Source organism: Corynebacterium lizhenjunii (assembly GCF_011038655.2).
In the GTDB taxonomy this organism is placed as follows: Bacteria; Actinomycetota; Actinomycetes; order Mycobacteriales; family Mycobacteriaceae; genus Corynebacterium; species Corynebacterium lizhenjunii.
This window is the reverse complement of the sequence record NZ_CP064954.1, coordinates 1,822,504-1,839,211: the sequence shown is the minus strand read 5'-3', so window position 1 is coordinate 1,839,211 and position 16,708 is coordinate 1,822,504. Positions and strand designations below refer to the sequence as shown.

Below are 16,708 nucleotides of genomic sequence, written 5' to 3'. Positions count from 1 at the left end.
GTAGCCGTGCCAATTATTAGCAGAAATGTTGAGCTCAACCCCGCCCACGTGGCCACCGTGCTGGGCACGGCGGATGAGAACCTCCGAGTACTAAACAATGTGCTAGATGCCGATCTTTTTGCCCGCGGGACCACTGTGTCCATCACGGGCCCTGATTTTGAGGTCGCCCGGGCGGTGCGCGCGGTAGAAGAGCTGGAGTCCCTGGCCCGCCGCGGGCACGCGGTCTCTGCGCAGGCGGTTAAACACACGGTGGAGCTGGTCAGCGTGGAGGCTCCGGAATCTGTTTCCGCGCGCCTGGCGGCGGACATTGTGACCCGCCGCGGCAAGGCGGTGCGTCCGAAGACGCTGGGCCAGGCGCAGTATGTGCAGGCGATTGATGAGCACACGGTGGTTTTCGGGGTGGGCCCAGCCGGTACGGGCAAGACGTACCTGGCGGTAGCCAAGGCGGTGCAGGCTTTGCAGGCCAAGCAGGTCAGCCGCATTATTCTGACCCGTCCGGCGGTTGAGGCTGGGGAGAAGCTGGGCTTTTTGCCCGGTACTTTGGGCGATAAGATCGACCCCTATTTGCGCCCGCTGTATGATGCCCTGCGGGACATGCTGGATCCGGAGATGATCCCGAAGCTGATGGAATCCGGGATCATTGAGGTCGCCCCGCTGGCGTATATGCGCGGGCGCACGCTCAATGATGCCTTTGTGATCTTGGATGAGGCCCAAAACACCACCGCCGCGCAGATGAAGATGTTCCTCACCCGTCTGGGTTTTGGCACCACGATGGTGGTAACCGGGGATGTCTCTCAGGTGGATTTGCCGCGCGGTCAAGTCTCTGGGCTCAAAGCAGTGCGCCGGATTTTAGAGGGGATACCGGATATACATTTTGCGGACTTGGGCTCTGCGGACGTGGTGCGCCACGGATTGGTCAGCCGGATTGTCAGCGCGTATGACGCGGCCGAGCAGGCCCGGGCAGTTGAGGAAGCTGGGAAGGACTAGACGATGAGCATTGAGTTTCTTAACGAGTGCGGTTTTGGGGGCGTCAATGAGGAGATGCTGATTGATGTCGCCTCCTTTGCTTTTGGGCGCATGGACGTCCACCCGGATGCTGAGTGCACCATTACCGCGGTGGACGTGGAGACCATGGCGGATCTGCACGTGCGGTGGATGGACTTGGAAGGCCCCACGGACGTGATGAGTTTCCCCATGGATGAGCTCACCCCGGGCATGTCTGGGGCGGGGCGTCCCGATACCCCCGAGCCCGGCCCTGCCATGTTGGGCGATATTGTGCTGTGCCCCGAGTTTGCCCTGCGCCAGGCAGAGGCCGCCGGGCATTCCTTGGGCCATGAGCTGGCGCTGCTGACGGTGCATGGTTGTCTGCATCTTTTGGGCTATGACCATGTCACCCCGGCGGAGGAGAAGGAGATGTTCGGCCTGCAGAATGAGCTGCTGGCGGATTGGTATGATGACCTCGCGGCGCGGGGGGTAAGTTACCAGCCTAAGCCCAGCGGGCCAAAGGCTTTCCCTGATGCCGCCGAGCGTGCCGAGTTAGACAAGCAGGTCCCCGGCGGGGGGATCCCCGCGTTGGGGGAGAGCTTGCAGCAACCAGGGCAGGCGTAGGAAGATAAGCGCCATGAATATCCTTTCCATCCAGTCGCACGTGACTTTTGGCCACGTGGGCAACTCGGCCGCCGTCTTTCCGCTGCAACGAGCAGGCCATGAGGTGTGGCCCATCCACACCGTCAATTTTTCTAATCACACCGGTTACGGCGACTGGGGCGGGCCGCTGACCCCGGCCAGTGAGGTCACGGCGATTGTCGATGGCCTTGAGCGCCGCGGGGCGCTGGAGCAGGTGGACGCGGTGCTGTCTGGCTACCAGGGTGGTGCGGATATTGCTGGGGCGATTGTGGAGACCGTGCGTCGCGTCAAGGAGGCTAATCCGAATGCTCTCTATGCTTGCGATCCGGTGATGGGCAACGCCAAGTCTGGCTGTTTTGTTTCAGATGAAATCCCGCCGCTGCTGCGCGATAAGGTGGTGCCGGTTGCAGACATCATCACCCCCAACCAGTTTGAGCTGGGTTTCTTGACGGGCCAGGAGACCACCACCCTGGAGCAAACCTTAGAGGCCGTCCGCGCGGCCCAGGAGATTGGCCCGCGCACGGTGTTGGTGACCTCGGTGCTGCGCCCGCAGACCCCGGAGGATTCCATTGAGATGCTGGCGGTAGATGGCCAGCGTGCCTACCTGGTGGCCACCCCGCGCCTGCCGTTTAAGCGCAATGGCTCCGGGGATGTGACCGCTGCGTTGTTTACCGGCCACTACACCGCCACCCGCGACGCTCAGCTGGCGCTGGCGCGCACTGCCTCCTCCATCTTTGACCTGCTGCAGCTGACCTATGAGGCAGAGGCCACTGAGCTGGCTCTGATTGAGTCGCAAGAGTACTTTGCCTCCCCGCGCCTGCAGTTTGAGGTCCAAGAGCTGGGGTAAGCTAAGGCCTAATGAATTCGCATAGTTTCCTTGATACCCCGGAGGGCTTCCGCTCCGGTTTCGTTTCCTTTGTCGGACGCCCCAACACCGGCAAGTCCACTCTGACTAATGCGCTGGTGGGGCAAAAGATTGCCATTACAGCGGACCAGCCGGAGACCACCCGCCACACTATCCGTGGCCTGGTGCACCGGGATGACTGCCAGATCGTGGTGGTGGATACCCCGGGCCTGCACCGCCCGCGCACTTTGCTGGGCGAGCGCCTTAACGCCGTGGTCAAGGAAACCTACGCGGATGTTGACGTCATTGGGTTGACCATTCCCGCGGATGAAAAGATTGGGCCCGGTGACCGGTGGATTTTAGAAAACGTGCGCCAGGTCGCGCCCAAGACCAAAATTATTGGGATTGTGACCAAGTTGGATAAGGGCACCCGGGACCAGGTGGGTGCCCAGCTGCTGGAGCTGCACCAGCTGCTTAGCTCTCACGATGAAGACGCGGTGGTCATCCCGGTCTCCGCCGTGGAGCAGGTGCAGTTAGAAGAGCTGGTGGGCGTTATCCGCGACGCCCTGCCGGAGGGGCCTAAGTTCTACCCAGATGATCACGTCACGGATGAGGACGTAGAAAAGCGTATTGCAGAGCTTATCCGTGAAGCAGCTTTGGCGGGGTTGAAGGACGAGCTGCCGCACTCGGTGGCGGTGGATATTGATGAGATGCTCCCGGATGAGGACCGCCCGGGAGTGCTTAATATCCACGCGATCATGTACTTGGAGCGCCCCGGCCAGCAGCGCATTATTGAGGGCAAGGACGGCCGCCGTTTCCGGCGCATAGTGGGCAATGCTCGCAAGGAGATCATGGCCCTGCTGGGGCAAAACGTGTACTTGGACCTGCGCATCAAGGTGTTAAAGAACTGGCAGTCGGACCCGAAGTTCTTAGGCCGCCTGGGGTTCTAGAAGCCGGTGGCCAGGGATAGTTTCCGCGACCGGGCCGTGGTCATTCGCAGCTATGACTTTGGCGAGGCCGATCGCGTGATCGTCTTGCTCACCCGCGCCCACGGTGTGGTGCGTGCGGTGGCCAAGGGTGTGCGCCGGGCCAAGTCACGTTTTGGCTCCCGGCTGCAGTACTTTGTGGAGCTGGACGTCCAGTTCTACCAGGGCCGTAACTTGCACACGATTACCCAGGCGGACACGCTGGCCTACTTTGGGGCGGGCATTATTGAAGACTATGACCGCTACGCCTGCGCTTGCGCGGCCCTGGAGATTGCAGAAAAGCTCAGCGGGATGGAGGCTGATGAGGATCCCTATCTTTACGATGCCCTCGTGGCCGCCCTTGCTGCCTTCCAGCGCCAGGATCCCACCCAGGTCCTGGATCGCTTCCTTTTACAGTCCATGCGCCATGCCGGCTGGGCGCCGCAGCTCTTTGAGTGTGCGGCTTGCCAGGCCCCGGGTCCGCACCACGCCTTCCACCCGGCTGTCGGTGGGGCCGCGTGCGTGCAGTGTCGGCCCCCAGGGGCAGCGGAGGTGGACCCGGAGACTCTCCACCACCTGTGGCTGCTGTTGCAGGGCTACCACTCGCAGGCGACGCCAGAGCAGGTGACGCAGGGACACAGGCTAGCTAGGGCGCATCTGCAGTGGCACATTGAGTCTAAGGTGGCTGCGCTGAGTGTGTTGGAGCATGAAGGCAGTAAGATGGGCAGGCGTGACTACGCCTGATCCCAATCGTGTTCTTCATCCGCCGCAGATCCCGGTGGAGTTTTTGCCCCGCCACGTGGCCCTAGTGATGGACGGCAATGGCCGTTGGGCCCAGGAGCGCGGCATGGAGCGAACGGAGGGGCACAAGCGGGGAGAGGCCGTGCTGCTCGACGTGGTGGATGCTTGCCTGGCGCTGGGTATCCCGTACCTGTCGGCCTATGCCTTCTCCACGGAGAACTGGCGGCGTAGCCCCCAGGAGGTGCGCTTTTTGATGGGCTTTAACCGCGACGTGCTGCGCCGCCAACGTCAGTGGCTGCACGAGCGCGGGGTGCGCGTGGTGTGGGCGGGCCACCGGCCGCGCCTGTGGCGTTCCGTTATTAAGGAGCTAGAAGCCGCAGAGGAGCTGACCAAGGATAACACCGCCATGACCTTGGTCATGTGCGTCAACTACGGCGGGCGCGCGGAATTGGTGGACGGCGTGCGCGAAATTGCCGCCAAGGTGGCTGCCGGCCAGCTGTCGCCCGCAGCGATTGATGAGGAGCTGATTGGACAGCACCTCTATGACCCGGATATGCCGGACGTGGACCTGTTTCTCCGCCCGTCCGGGGAGAAGCGGACCTCGAATTTCTTGCTGTGGCAATCTGCGTACGCGGAGATGATTTACCAGGACAAGCTCTTCCCGGACTTCAGCCCGGAGGACCTCTTCGCTGCGGTGGAGGAGTACGCCCGCCGGGATCGCCGCTTCGGTAAGGCTTAGATTTAAGCCTTAACCCCGACAGTCGGGGCACACGCCGAAGACTTCGGCGTCATGGCCTGTGAGCTCGAAGCCGTGCTGGCTGGCTATCTGCTTGGCCCAGGACTCGATGGGCCCGCCATCAATTTCTTTGGTCTTGCCGCATTGGGTGCACACCAGGTGGTGGTGGTGCTTTTCGCTGTCGCAGTGGCGGTAGAGGGTTTCCCCGCCGGGCATGTGCAGGGCATCAACAGCATCAATTTCTGCCAGCGATTGCAGGGTGCGATAAACGGTGGTCAGGCCCACTTTCTCCTTGCGCTGCTGGAGTTCGCCGAAGATCTCCTTGACGGAGGCAAACTTGTCCATGTCCCGCAAGACCTCCACCACAGCGGTGCGCTGTTTGGTGTTGCGGGCCCCTAATTTGGGAATGGTGGAATTGAGGGTCATACCGGACATCTTACCCGACTTGGCTCATTTTAGTGCGGAAGTCAGGCTTGGGTGATGGCGTTGAGGAGTTGTTGGACGTCAGGGGGCAGTGGTGTGGCGGCGTGGATGGTGGTGCCGTTGAGTTTGAGTTCGAAGGTTCGGTATTTTTTCAGGGTTCGTACCAGGCGTTTGATGCTTTTGCCTGTGGCCGTTTCCATCATCTGACTGATTGCTAGAGCGGCCATGACGATGTTGAGGTGGGCGTTTATAGAGTCTTCGGTTCGCGCGTAGATCGGGCGGGCTTTGAGATCGGACTTTGACATTCGGAACGATTTTTCAATGTTGAGCAGATGTCTGTAGGCGCGGAGCACCTCGGGTGCGGGCATCGATGTGAGCGTCGTTTCGTAGCCTTTAATCCCAGCTAAGGCCCTATGTTTGGTGGCCAGTTCGTAGTTGACCTTTTTATTTGGGGCTTTGAGATCGATGTATCGATTACGTTTGATCGCTACTTTGCCTTCTACTGCTCGGGCAGCCTTGGCTAGCTGCTCGTCGATGCCGCGCACTGTTCGTCGAGCCCGATCGTAGGAGTAGTGAAAGTGAGTAACAGAATCCGGCTTGCCTGTTGTGGCATGGCGTCGATCTGTGTAGGAAGGCTGGGACCATATTTGCCCGTGAGTGTAGTCCTGGCCAGGATGTTCCTGTTTCCACTGGGTGATCACCTCAGGCAGGGAGGGGACTTTGGTAGAAAGGATGTAATCTAGCCCCGCCTCAACGATAGCTGTCTTGTTCTCGGCTGAAAACATGCCCGCATCAGCAACAATCGTGACGCGGTCGAGATTGTACGCAGACTGAAAAGCCCGGATCATCGGTAACAACGTGTGCGTTTCGGCTTTGTTGCCTTCATAGGCCCCGATATGTAGTGGGAAGCCCGTGGCATCGGTTAGCAGGCCTACCAGGATTTGAGGTTCGACTCGGCGTTCTTTCGAAAAGCCGGATTTACGCAGGTCATCTGGAGTATCAGTTTCGAAATACAGCGTGGTCACGTCGTATAAGACGAAGCTTCCTGCACCGATACCAGCATGGCGAGCTAAGGCTTGAGACAAAATCTCACGAAATGACTCTGTAGCGTAGCTGGCTAAATGCCGTTTGATTGTGGCATAAGTGGCACTTACCACGCCAACTTCGGCCAAAGTCTCAATCGAATCCAGCTTGGAACCTGGCTGAATAATCCGCGCGCGAACTAGATTGGCAAAAACCTGGTCGCCACCAGTGGCAACATCAAATCCAAGCCGCTGGTAGCACGAGTCAATGCACTCTAAAAGGACACCAGCCTTTTGGGAACTCACCGGTAACGGATTGTCTTTCGACCCACTACCTGCAGGCGCATTCCTATCGTCAAGCCCTAAATCGAGGCAGAGTTGATCCCCATCAATCACGCGTTGAGCTTCAGCTTTCAACAACGCTAGCTCATAGTCATCGTGGGCAGAGCCGATATGCTTCATCGCCTTTTTACCTGCACGTTCTTCTAACACCACCTGCACAGCAGTAGCACCTGAGGCGGTGGTAACGGTACGAATATACGGGCTCACAAAAATCACATTACAACCAACCCCGCCCCCTACCCCCTTAGTGCGGAAAAACCCGACCCCGCAAGACCAAAACTGCAGGCCTACGTGTCAAGGGTTAATTTAATCACACCCTGATGAGCCAAGTCAGGAATTTCTGCCAGCGATTGCAGGGTGCGATAAACGGTGGTCAGGCCCACTTTCTCCTTGCGCTGCTGGAGTTCGCCGAAGATCTCCTTGACGGAGGCAAACTTGTCCATGTCCCGCAAGACCTCCACCACAGCGGTGCGCTGTTTGGTGTTGCGGGCCCCTAATTTGGGAATGGTGGAATTGAGGGTCATACCGGACATCTTAGCAACCGCTTAAATATCTAGACTTTTGTTAAACCCCGAGGCTAATAAAGTGGTGTGTGTAGCTACGCGGGCGGGTGGGTGGCCTTATGTAACGCGGCGGCGGCGGTGATGAGTTTTAGGGCCTTAGGGGAGGCCATTGTGTAGATAACTTCGCGGCCAGAGCGCTCAGATTGTACTAGGCCGGCGTTTTTGAGTACCCGTAAGTGCTGGCTAATCAGCGGCTGGGATTTACCCAGCTTGTCTACTAGCTCGTGGACGTAATGCCCGCGCTCGGACAGGAGGACGGCGAGACGCAATCTTAAGGGGCTATCGAGCGCGGAAAAGACTTCCTCAGCGGCTTCTAGCTCAACAGCGGTAGGGTAAGAGGATGGCACGGGAAAGCTCCTGATAACTCCTAGTACGGCAATTTATCGAAGCAAGTATAGCAATAGACCATTTAATGCGTCATATCCCAGATGCAGGGGGCTTGGCCAAACCAATAGGCCGGGTGCCTCCGCTGGTGTGCCGTGCAGGCTAGACTGTAGCCTGTCCATTTTTCACAGACTGTCCCCTACCAGAGGAGTCCGAACTGCCCATGGCAAACAAAATTGATACCGTCGTTAGCTTGTGTAAGCGTCGTGGCCTGGTTTACCAGGCCGGGGAGATTTACGGAGGTTCACGCTCGGCCTGGGATTACGGTCCGCTGGGCGTGGAGCTGAAGGAAAACATCAAGCGCCAGTGGTGGCGTCACATGGTGCAATCCCGCGAGGATGTAGTGGGTGTGGATACGTCCGTGATCCAGCCGCGCCAGGTGTGGGTGTCCTCCGGGCACGTGGAAGTCTTTACGGATCCGCTGGTGGAGTCGCTCTACACTCACAAGCGCTACCGCGCAGACCACCTGCTGGAGGCCTACGAGGAAAAGCACGGCCACCCGCCGGCAAATGGCCTGGCGGACATCAATGACCCGGAAACCGGCCAGCCGGGTAACTGGACGGAGCCTAAGGCTTTCTCCGGTCTGCTGAAGACCTTCCTGGGCCCGGTGGATGATGAAGAAGGCCTGCACTACCTGCGCCCGGAGACCGCCCAGGGCATCTTTGTCAACTTCAAGAATGTGATGACCTCGGCGCGTATGAAGCCACCGTTTGGCATTGCCAACATTGGTAAGTCCTTCCGCAATGAGATCACCCCGGGTAATTTCATTTTCCGTACCCGCGAGTTCGAGCAGATGGAGATGGAGTTCTTCGTCGAGCCCGGCACGGACGAGCAGTGGCACCAGTACTGGATCGAAGACCGCTACAACTGGTATGTGGACCTTGGCATCAAGGAAGAAAACCTGCGCCTGTATGAGCACCCGCAAGAAAAGCTCTCGCACTACTCTAAGCGCACTGTGGACGTGGAGTACGCTTTCGGCTTTACTGGCTCCAAGTGGGGGGAGCTTGAGGGCGTGGCCAACCGTACGGATTACGATTTGCGAGTGCACGCGGAGGGCTCGGGCGAGGACCTGTCCTACTTCGACCAGACCACGGAGTCCCGCTGGATCCCGTACGTCATCGAGCCAGCCGCTGGGTTGGGCCGTTCTATGATGGCTTTCCTGGTGGACGCCTATGACGAAGAGGAGGTCCCTAACGCCAAGGGCGGGACGGATAAGCGCGTGGTGTTGCGCCTGGACCGCCGTCTGGCGCCGGTGAAGGTGGCGGTTTTGCCGCTGTCTAAGAAGGAGGAGCTGTCTACCCCGGCCCGTGAACTGGCAGCTAAGCTGCGCGCCCACTGGAACGTGGACTTCGACGTCTCTGGTGCGATTGGCCGCCGCTACCGCCGCCAGGATGAAATTGGTACCCCATTCTGCATCACCTATGACTTTGACTCCTTGGAAGACGACTCGGTGACTGTGCGTGAGCGTGACTCCATGCAGCAGGAGCGCGTCAAAATCGCTGAGCTGGAGTCCTACTTGGCTGCCCGGCTGATTGGCTGCTAATCATGCACTACACCAGCTGGGATCGCAGCAACCGGGAAGAGCCGGTGCTGCTGCATGAGGCCGGCCCCCAGGTCTTGGGGACTTTTGGCGCCGCACAGGCCGTGGTGGGCGAGCAGGCCTGGGACCTCGAGGTCAGTGCCCAGGGGGCGCAGGCACAGCTTGCCGATTCCCGCCGTTTCACCCTCACCGGCAACCCCGGCCGTTCCAAGCGGCTGCAGGCTTCGCTAGATGGGCGCGACTTTGCCTTTGTGCTAGAGGAGTCCGGCAACTGGATTGTGGAGGACGCCGCAGGCAAAAAGGTGGCGCAGTTTACCACTAAGAACCGGGGAGTGCGCCAGGCCATCGTGGAATTTGAGGGCCAGGCAACCGAAGTCGGTTTGAGCGTGGAAGAAGCCGCCGGCCTGAGCTGGTTTGCGCGGCTTATTATGGATGGGCGCACGCGCGCTGCGTCCTCGGCGTCCATCCTGACCCTGGTGCTAGCCAGCCTGGTGGCGCTGGTAGCAATCTTCGTGGGTTAGCCCATGTCCGCTGCGTGGATGTGGGAGGGCCAGTGGTTGTGCGATTCCGCCGGGCGCCAGGTGGCGCAGTATCACGAGCAGGTGCTGCACTTTGGCGGTGGCCACGTATTGGTGGAGCGGGATACGGATGAGGGCTCCTTGACCATCCGCGGTACCACCTCCCTAGGGGAGGTCTTTACCCTGCGCCAGGCGGGGTTTAGCGTGCATCACCTGCACGCGCAGTGCGGCCTGCGCGCCTACCGGCTGCCGCGCACCCGCCGTTTCGGGCGGGAGCGGGTGATTCTTGATGCCCACGGCACCGAGCTAGCCCGCACCCGTCCGCGCGGGGCGGGCCTAGAGCTTTCCGGCACAGGCCCGCTGACGCTGGACCTGGTGTTTTTGAGCTGGTGCGCCTGGCAGGTGGATAACCCGCAGCGCATCCAGCGCATGTAGCCCGAGTTGGGGCTAGAAGGCCCCGGAGCGTCCGGAGCCGCCAGCGCCGCCGCTGAAGCCCCCGCCAAAGCCGCCCCCGTAGCCGCCACGGTGACTGGAGCCCCCGCCCAGCATTTGGCCAATGACCATGCCGGTGAGGATGTCCCCGGCGCTGCTGCTTTGCTGGCGCCGCTGGTAGGAGTTGATATCTTTGTCCGCGCGGCGGCGGGCCTCGTCGGCTGCCGCCGCGGCCTGGCGGGCTAGTTCCAGGGCAGCACGTGTGTCGTGGTCGCGGGTGTTGAGGGCCTGGGCGTGGAGGCGTTTGGCATCGGCAAGCGCGGTGCGGGCGTCGGCCTTGATCACCCGGCCGCGGGCAGAAATCAAGTCCTCAGCGGCTTGGATGCCGGAGGCGGCGACATCAAGCTGCTGGGCCAGCAACTGTAGCTGCCGCGCGTGGGTGGCGGTGTTTTCGCGTACCTCGTCCAAAATGGTGTCGAGCTCCCCATCAATTCCCGTCAAGGCCGTGTAGTGGCGCAGCGGATCCGTCTGCGCCCCGGATTGTGCGGCGGCCACCGCCTGGCGGGCGCGAGCGCAGACGTCTTCTAAGGTCTGCCAGTTCGCCTTCGTGCCCTGGGCTTGTCCGCGCGCGGTCAGCTCGGCGGCCTCCGCCAATTCCCCTTCGACTTCTGTGATAAGCCCAGGCAGGTTCTCCTGGGCTGCGGCAATAGCGGTGCGGGCATTCTCGATGGCCGCCAACAGGCGGTCTGCAATATGGAGGGCGTGCTCGGAGTCGCGAATAGCGGCCACCACGCCGCCTTGTTGCCCGGCGGGCAACCCCGCCAACTCCCGGCCGCGGCTTAGAGTCTTGTCGGCTTCCTCCAGGGAGACCTGGGCCATGTCCACATTGTCGGTGATGGAAGAGAGCATGTCAGCGGCAAAGTCTGTCCGCAGCGCCTCTAGGGTGGCGCGCGCTTGGGGCACCCGCGCGCGGGCGTCCACCAGCTGCTGGGTCAGCTGGTCCAGCTTGGTTCCGGCATTGAGCAGCAGATCGCGCATCTGCGCAAATTCGGCGGCTTGGGCATCGAGGGCATCATCTGCTTGGCCGCACTTGGAGACAATATCTACCAGCAGGCCCCGGCGCTGTTGGGCGGCCATCGACTGGCCCGCAGAGTCAATCTGTTGCTTCTGGGCAAAGGCATGCTGCAGCGTCCGGGTGGAGTGGTTCATGGCGGCGGTAAATGGGCGGGCACGCTCCGGGCCAAACTCCGCGACCGCTAAGTCTAGTTCCTGCTTGCCGCGGCGGATGGACTCATCGGTAGACACCAGCTCTTCTTGCGCTAAGTCCTCGAGGATGTCCAGCGGCAGCGCCTGCAGGGAGCTGGTGTCCTTCGGATCAATGCCCCGGGCCTGCTCCAGCGTGGCGGCGGTGTCCTTCTTGCGGCGGCGTGTGGATGCCGCCCACAATCCGCCGCCGGCACCCACGGCGGCTAAGCCCGCAGCACCCAGCCAGAGTGCCCCGGCGTCGTCGCCGTCGCCCCCAGAAGCCCCAGCGGGACCCCCGGCGCCCAAATTCAGGGCGGTAGCGGCCACGGCGCTGGCGGCACCGGGGAAGTCATCACCAACCAACTGCCCGTAGGCGGCCTCATAGAGGGCATCGGTAGCCCCACTGGGCCACTCCCGCCCGGCCCAGACCCCCAGCTGCCGGTTGACGGGGTCGATGACCACCGCGGCGGTATTGCCGCCCCGGGATTCCACCACAGAATTGGCGTAGCTTTCCGTATTCGTGCCCACCTCGCCGTCGTAGATGATGTAGAGCAGCAGCTGGCGCTCGCGCTGCAGGGTGGCAATCTGTTCTTCGACTGCGGCCTTGGTGGACTCATCCAACGTGCCAGTGGTATCCGTGACCTTTGCCGTAATAGATGCTGGGGCGGGCTGGGCTAGAGCCGCCGGTGGGGCACCCAGCGGCGACCCCGCCAGGGCTGCGCCAAAAATGCACGCGCCCGCAATACCCGCCGCCACGCCCAGCCGGGAAGTAGTCTGCCGCAAAGAAGTCTGGGGAAAACTCATGCCCACCACCATACTCGCCGGGGTTGCCCGTATGCTGGTCCAGCATGTACCAGTATTCCCGCCACGACATGCAGCGCCTTGCAGAAGAGACCCCTAAAGGCTCACAGCTGAGCGAGTCTGCCGATGGCCGCGCGGTCTTCGCCCGGGACCGCGCCCGCGTGCTGCACTCCGCAGCCCTGCGCAGGCTGGCGGATAAGACACAGGTGGTGGGCCCGCGCGATGGTGATACCCCGCGCACCCGGCTGACTCATTCGCTGGAGGTGGGCCAGATTGCCCGTGGTATCGGCAGTGGGGTAGGCCTGGACCCGGACCTATGCGATATGGCGGGGCTGACCCATGACATCGGGCACCCGCCCTATGGGCACAATGGGGAAACCGCGCTCAATGAGGTCAGCCTGGGCGGCTTCGAGGGCAATGCGCAGACCCTGCGTATCCTCACCCGCCTTGAGCCGAAGGTGGTGCGCGAAGACGGTGGCCAGCTGCGCTCCTATGGGCTCAACCTCACCCGCGCCAGCCTCGATGCCGCTTGTAAGTACCCTGTGCTGCCCACCAACCCAGATGGCAGCACCAACCGTAAGTACGGCGCCTATGCGGAAGACGCCGCCGTGCTGCAGTGGCTGCGCCAGGGGCACACAGATAACCGCCCACCCCTAGAAGCCCAAGTGATGGACTGGGCGGACGATATCGCTTATTCGGTCCACGATGTTGAAGATGGCATCATCTCCCAGCGTATTTCCCTGGGCGTGCTCTGGGATTTGGTGGAGCTGGCCACCCTGGCTAACAAGGGAGCCAAGGCCTTCGGCGGGGATGCCAACGAGCTGCTAGAGGCCGCCGATAGCCTGCGCCGCCTAGACATTATCAACGCCATCGGCACCTTCGATTACTCCCTGCGCTCCTATACCACGCTCAAGCGCATGACCTCGGAGCTGGTGGGGCGCTACGTAGGCGCCACAGTCGCCGCAACGCGCGCCGCCAATGCGGGACTCTTTGCCACTGGCACCCTGGGCCGCGTACACGGCGAGCTGGCCGTGCCGGAGCTCGCCCGCGCGGAGGTCAAGCTACTGAAAACCATCGCCGTGCTCTACGTCATGGATGAGCCCGCCCACCTCGCCCGCCAGGACCGCCAGCGCGAGCGCATCTTCCGCGTCTACGACTACCTCAGCGCCGGCGCGCCGGGAACCCTGGACGCCATGTTCCACGGCTGGTGGCTCCAAGCAGACACCGACCTGGAACGCGACCGCGTCATCATAGACCAAATCGCGTCCATGACGGAGTCGCGCCTAGAGCGCCTGGCCCGCAAAACCGCCGGGCTCTCCGGCTTCCTGGACTAGCGCAGCAACGCCACCCCGACATCGTCGAGCACGCGCTTGAGCGTCGCATAGTCTGCCAGCTCCATGGCCAGGTCCGCAGCAATGATGGTGCGGATGCGGTGCTCCCGCAAGAAATCAGCCAAGCCATCCAAATTGCTCGGCGCCACACACTCCCCGCAACAGTGCACAGCGCCAAGTGCCCGGTACAGGTCCTGGCGGGTGCGCACGGGTTCTGTAATCAGTACTCGCGTCATAGTTATCGCTCCGTAACGTGGCTCGGAATCTGGCAAAAGCTGTGGTAGTGGTCTGCGGTGTAATACCACACTTGCGGAGCGGTGGGTGCCGGCCCGCCGGTGACTATCCGCCGCGCACCCCGGTGGCGCAGCCCCGGGGTGTCCACCGTGTATTCCCGGTAGTAGTTGCGTGCTTGTTCCGGCAGCACGCCCTCATAGTTTCCAAAGCGTGCATTGTCATTGTCCGGGTACGCAAACGGCCCTCCGGCCAGGATGTCGGCCACCGTGTCCTCTACCTCCGGCGGCAGCTCCTCGCAAGGTGGCACCGCCCCAGAGCTTGCCGATGCCCCCTCAAAGGAACCGCTGGCCGGGGTGGCGCTGGGGGCAGTGGAGGCAGTGGGGGCATCGGCAAACTCGCAACCACCTAAAGGCACAGCCAGCAGCAAGCCTGCAACGAGTGCTGAGCCGACGGCGGGTTTTAGGGTAGGGAAGTGGCGGGGCGCTTTGGGCATAGCCCACATCATGGCAAACGGGTACCCCCGTTGCGAAATCGTGCCGGGCGCGCCGGGTAGGGTAGCTGCTATGGCTCGAGGCAGAATCCCGGATAGCGACATCCAAGCGATCCGCGAACGCGCGCCCATTGAAGAAATTGTGGGCGAGTACGTCTCCCTGAAACCCGCAGGCTATGACTCTATGAAGGGCTTGAGTCCTTTCAAGGATGAGAAGACGCCCTCGTTCCACGTGCGCCCGCAACGTGGCTATTATCACTGCTTTTCTACCGGCAAGGGCGGCGATGTCTTCAACTTCCTCATGGAAATGGAACAGCTGTCCTTCCCGGAGGCAGTCGAGGCCGTGGCCCAAAAGATTGGCTACCAGATTAACTACCAGGGCTCCGGGGCGCGCGACGATAAGCCAGGCCTGCGCCAGCGCCTGATCCAGGCCAACAAAGCCGCCCATGAGTTCTACCGCGGCCAGCTAGAAACCCCGCAGGCCCAGCCCGCCCGGGACTTCTTGCTTGAGCGCGGCTTTAGCCAGGAGCTCATCTATGAGTTTGGCTGCGGCTATGCCCCGGAAGGCTGGGACACACTGACCAAGCACCTGCTGCGCATGGGCTTTGACTATGAAGAGCTAGAAGCCGCCGGGCTGGCCAAGATGGGCAAGCGTGGGCCCATAGACATGTTCCACCGTCGCCTGCTGTGGCCCATTAAGGACTTAAGCGGCAACGTCATTGGCTTTGGGGCACGCAAGCTTTTTGAGGATGACACCATGGGTAAGTACATGAACACCCGGGAGACCATGCTCTATAAGAAGCAAAAGGTGCTCTTCGGCCTGGACCTGGCAAAGAAGAACATTGCCCAACAGCACCAGGCCGTGGTGGTGGAGGGCTACACCGACGTGATGGCCATGTACGCCGCGGGGGTGCGCACTGCGGTGGCCTCCTGCGGCACCGCCTTCGGCGAGGAACACCTGCAGGTCATTCGCCGCCTGATGTTGGATGATTCCTACTTTAACGGCGAGCTGATCTATACCTTTGACGGCGACGAGGCCGGCCAGAAGGCCGCTATGCGCGCCTTTGCCGGGGAACAAAAGTTCAGCGGGCAATCCTTTGTGGCCGTAGCCCCAGACGGCATGGACCCGTGCGACTTGCGGCTCAAGCGGGGCGATGCCGCCGTGCGCGACCTGGTTGCCGACCGCATCCCGATGTTCGAGTTTGTTATCCAGACCATCATCGGCAGCTACCGCACCGATACCGCAGAAGGCCGCCTGCAGGCACTGCGCCGGGCAGTGCCCGTGGTGGCTGATATTCGCGACAAGCCCCTGCGGGACGAGTATGCCCGCCGCCTGGCGGACTGGGTGGGCTGGCCCGACCCCATGGAGGTTCTCCACCAAGTCGATAACGCCGCCCGGGCCCCCAAGAAACAGCAGCGAGGCTTGCGCCGCTTTGAAGACATGGCCCCCGTGCGCCAAGACGCCGCCTTCTTTCACATCCCGGACGCCAAGAACCCCGTCTTGTGGCCCCAGCGTGAGGCTCTCAAACTGGCGCTGCAATACCCCCAGGAGGCTGGGGCCTACTTCGATGGCATTACTGCCGATGCCTACACCAATCCGGCCTACCGCACCGTCCGGGAGGCCATCACCGCCGCCGGCGGCACGACCCGCGCCCAGGAGCTTAGCCCCGCCGAGTGGGTGGCCCAAGTCAGCGACCACCTTCCGGATCTAAACGCCCGCAGTTTCGTTGCAGAACTCACCGTGGAGGCCATCTTGCCGGTGGACATCTCCGTGGAGGCCTATGCAGACTCGGTGCTCTCCCGCCTCCAAGAAACCCGGGTGGGCGACCAGATTGCCCACCTCAAGGCCCAGCTGGGGCGTATGCGCCCTGCCGATGACCCTGCCATCTACAACGCTGTCTTCGCCGACCTAGTAGCCCTGGAGCAGGCGCGCCGGGAGCTCAATGATCGCGCCTTCCGCGGCGATGTTACCCGCTAGTCAGTATCCGGCTCGTAGAGGCGGTCTTCTACCTGCTTGCTGCGGGAGCGCTTCCCGCGAAGGTCCTTGACTTCGCGCATCCGCGGCTCCGGGTCCAGCCGGTTGGCCACCGCGCGGCGCGCAGAAGTCACCGCGGACTTGGTCACGGGGGAGTTGATCGCCTTTTCGTACGCGCCCTTCAACTGGTGGTAGCGCTTGCGCCCGGCCTTGGTGCCGAAGACGTAGCCTGCCGCCGCTCCGACGACGAACTGAATCATATCTCTCCCTAGTCACACTCGATTGCAAGGTTCTGGGTAACCAGACTACCTGGACTGCGGGGCGAAGTCGCCAGATAGCAAGAAACCGCCTGTTATCAGGCGGTTTCTGTCTGCTCCTCCAGCTGGGCTCGAACCAGCGACCCTTCGATTAACAGTCGAATGCTCTGCCAACTGAGCTATGGAGGAAGGCTCATTGCTGCTCCGCTTTGCTTGCGCTCTGCTCGCTGCAACGGTTA

At 61.8% G+C, this 16,708-nt stretch carries 18 protein-coding genes, 1 tRNA gene and 1 pseudogene; 11 read left to right on the top strand and 9 right to left on the bottom strand.

Annotated elements, in window-relative coordinates:
* The first annotated feature begins 6 nt into the window (after positions 1 to 6).
* Genes G7Y31_RS08640 through G7Y31_RS08615 form a run of 6 tightly spaced genes read left to right on the top strand, consistent with a single transcriptional unit; the run spans position 7 to position 4,915 of the window.
* A complete protein-coding gene (locus tag G7Y31_RS08640) occupies positions 7 to 987 on the top strand; it encodes a PhoH family protein (protein ID WP_165009403.1) in 981 nt (326 codons plus the stop codon).
* 3 nt (positions 988 to 990) lie between these two features.
* Entirely contained in the window at positions 991 to 1,608 is a 618-nt protein-coding gene (gene ybeY, locus G7Y31_RS08635; RefSeq protein ID WP_165009401.1) for an rRNA maturation RNase YbeY, read from the top strand.
* Between the two features lie 13 nt (positions 1,609 to 1,621).
* The gene (pdxY, locus tag G7Y31_RS08630) at positions 1,622 to 2,473 is read left to right on the top strand and encodes a pyridoxal kinase PdxY (protein WP_165009399.1); all 852 of its coding nucleotides are present in this window, start codon (positions 1,622 to 1,624) and stop codon (positions 2,471 to 2,473) included.
* Between the two features lie 11 nt (positions 2,474 to 2,484).
* Entirely contained in the window at positions 2,485 to 3,420 is a 936-nt protein-coding gene (gene era, locus G7Y31_RS08625; protein WP_165009397.1) for a GTPase Era, read from the top strand.
* Between the two features lie 6 nt (positions 3,421 to 3,426).
* Positions 3,427 to 4,179: a DNA repair protein RecO gene (gene recO, locus G7Y31_RS08620; RefSeq protein ID WP_165009395.1), complete on the top strand. Its 753-nt coding sequence runs from the start codon at positions 3,427 to 3,429 to the stop codon at positions 4,177 to 4,179.
* A complete protein-coding gene (locus tag G7Y31_RS08615; protein WP_235922981.1) occupies positions 4,166 to 4,915 on the top strand; it encodes an isoprenyl transferase in 750 nt (249 codons plus the stop codon). The genes recO and G7Y31_RS08615 overlap by 14 nt, the downstream gene beginning before the upstream one ends.
* A 9-nt stretch (positions 4,916 to 4,924) precedes the next feature.
* Here G7Y31_RS08615 and G7Y31_RS08610 read toward each other — a convergent pair whose 3' ends face one another.
* The 4 genes and pseudogenes from G7Y31_RS08610 to G7Y31_RS08595 all read right to left on the bottom strand — a co-directional run bounded on the left by G7Y31_RS08610 (position 4,925) and on the right by G7Y31_RS08595 (position 7,609).
* Positions 4,925 to 5,338 carry a Fur family transcriptional regulator gene (locus G7Y31_RS08610; RefSeq protein WP_196823554.1) on the bottom strand — a complete coding sequence of 138 codons (414 nt, stop codon included), beginning with the start codon at positions 5,336 to 5,338 and terminating at the stop codon, positions 4,925 to 4,927.
* Between the two features lie 41 nt (positions 5,339 to 5,379).
* The gene (locus G7Y31_RS08605) at positions 5,380 to 6,906 is read right to left on the bottom strand and encodes an IS1634 family transposase (protein WP_425321658.1); all 1,527 of its coding nucleotides are present in this window, start codon (positions 6,904 to 6,906) and stop codon (positions 5,380 to 5,382) included.
* A 128-nt stretch (positions 6,907 to 7,034) separates the two neighbouring features.
* Positions 7,035 to 7,223: pseudogene (locus G7Y31_RS08600) on the bottom strand (Fur family transcriptional regulator); the annotation flags it as partial.
* Between the two features lie 74 nt (positions 7,224 to 7,297).
* The gene (locus G7Y31_RS08595; protein WP_165010805.1) at positions 7,298 to 7,609 is read right to left on the bottom strand and encodes an ArsR/SmtB family transcription factor; all 312 of its coding nucleotides are present in this window, start codon (positions 7,607 to 7,609) and stop codon (positions 7,298 to 7,300) included.
* A gap of 200 nt (positions 7,610 to 7,809) precedes the next feature.
* Between G7Y31_RS08595 and G7Y31_RS08590 the strand changes: the two genes are divergently transcribed.
* Genes G7Y31_RS08590 through G7Y31_RS08580 form a run of 3 tightly spaced genes read left to right on the top strand, consistent with a single transcriptional unit; the run spans position 7,810 to position 10,139 of the window.
* Complete coding sequence (locus G7Y31_RS08590; RefSeq protein WP_165010803.1) at positions 7,810 to 9,189, top strand: glycine--tRNA ligase; 1,380 nt, start codon at positions 7,810 to 7,812, stop codon at positions 9,187 to 9,189.
* A 2-nt stretch (positions 9,190 to 9,191) separates the two neighbouring features.
* Positions 9,192 to 9,707 (top strand): hypothetical protein, encoded by a 516-nt coding sequence (locus tag G7Y31_RS08585; protein WP_165010801.1) that lies wholly within the window; start codon positions 9,192 to 9,194, stop codon positions 9,705 to 9,707.
* A gap of 3 nt (positions 9,708 to 9,710) precedes the next feature.
* Positions 9,711 to 10,139: a hypothetical protein gene (locus tag G7Y31_RS08580; protein ID WP_165010799.1), complete on the top strand. Its 429-nt coding sequence runs from the start codon at positions 9,711 to 9,713 to the stop codon at positions 10,137 to 10,139.
* 12 nt (positions 10,140 to 10,151) lie between these two features.
* Here G7Y31_RS08580 and G7Y31_RS08575 read toward each other — a convergent pair whose 3' ends face one another.
* Complete coding sequence (locus tag G7Y31_RS08575) at positions 10,152 to 12,185, bottom strand: TPM domain-containing protein (protein WP_165010797.1); 2,034 nt, start codon at positions 12,183 to 12,185, stop codon at positions 10,152 to 10,154.
* 44 nt (positions 12,186 to 12,229) lie between these two features.
* On the opposite strand from G7Y31_RS08575, the gene G7Y31_RS08570 reads away from it, so the two are divergent.
* Positions 12,230 to 13,516: a deoxyguanosinetriphosphate triphosphohydrolase gene (locus G7Y31_RS08570; RefSeq protein ID WP_165010795.1), complete on the top strand. Its 1,287-nt coding sequence runs from the start codon at positions 12,230 to 12,232 to the stop codon at positions 13,514 to 13,516.
* Here the strand turns inward: G7Y31_RS08570 and G7Y31_RS08565 are convergent.
* Both G7Y31_RS08565 and G7Y31_RS08560 read right to left on the bottom strand, forming a co-directional pair.
* Entirely contained in the window at positions 13,513 to 13,749 is a 237-nt protein-coding gene (locus tag G7Y31_RS08565) for a hypothetical protein (RefSeq protein ID WP_165010793.1), read from the bottom strand. The two genes, G7Y31_RS08570 and G7Y31_RS08565, sit on opposite strands and share 4 nt — an antisense overlap.
* Positions 13,750 to 13,751: 2 nt before the next feature.
* Entirely contained in the window at positions 13,752 to 14,249 is a 498-nt protein-coding gene (locus G7Y31_RS08560) for a guanyl-specific ribonuclease (protein WP_425321663.1), read from the bottom strand.
* A 61-nt stretch (positions 14,250 to 14,310) separates the two neighbouring features.
* Here G7Y31_RS08560 and dnaG point away from each other — a divergent pair, with 61 nt between their 5' ends.
* Complete coding sequence (dnaG, locus tag G7Y31_RS08555; RefSeq protein WP_165010789.1) at positions 14,311 to 16,215, top strand: DNA primase; 1,905 nt, start codon at positions 14,311 to 14,313, stop codon at positions 16,213 to 16,215.
* On the opposite strand, the gene G7Y31_RS08550 is transcribed toward dnaG, so the two are convergent.
* Both G7Y31_RS08550 and G7Y31_RS08545 read right to left on the bottom strand, forming a co-directional pair.
* The gene (locus G7Y31_RS08550) at positions 16,212 to 16,472 is read right to left on the bottom strand and encodes a hypothetical protein (protein ID WP_165010788.1); all 261 of its coding nucleotides are present in this window, start codon (positions 16,470 to 16,472) and stop codon (positions 16,212 to 16,214) included. The genes dnaG and G7Y31_RS08550 overlap by 4 nt on opposite strands.
* Before the next feature lie 113 nt (positions 16,473 to 16,585).
* Positions 16,586 to 16,658: transfer RNA gene (locus tag G7Y31_RS08545), tRNA-Asn, on the bottom strand.
* Positions 16,659 to 16,708 lie beyond the last annotated feature (50 nt).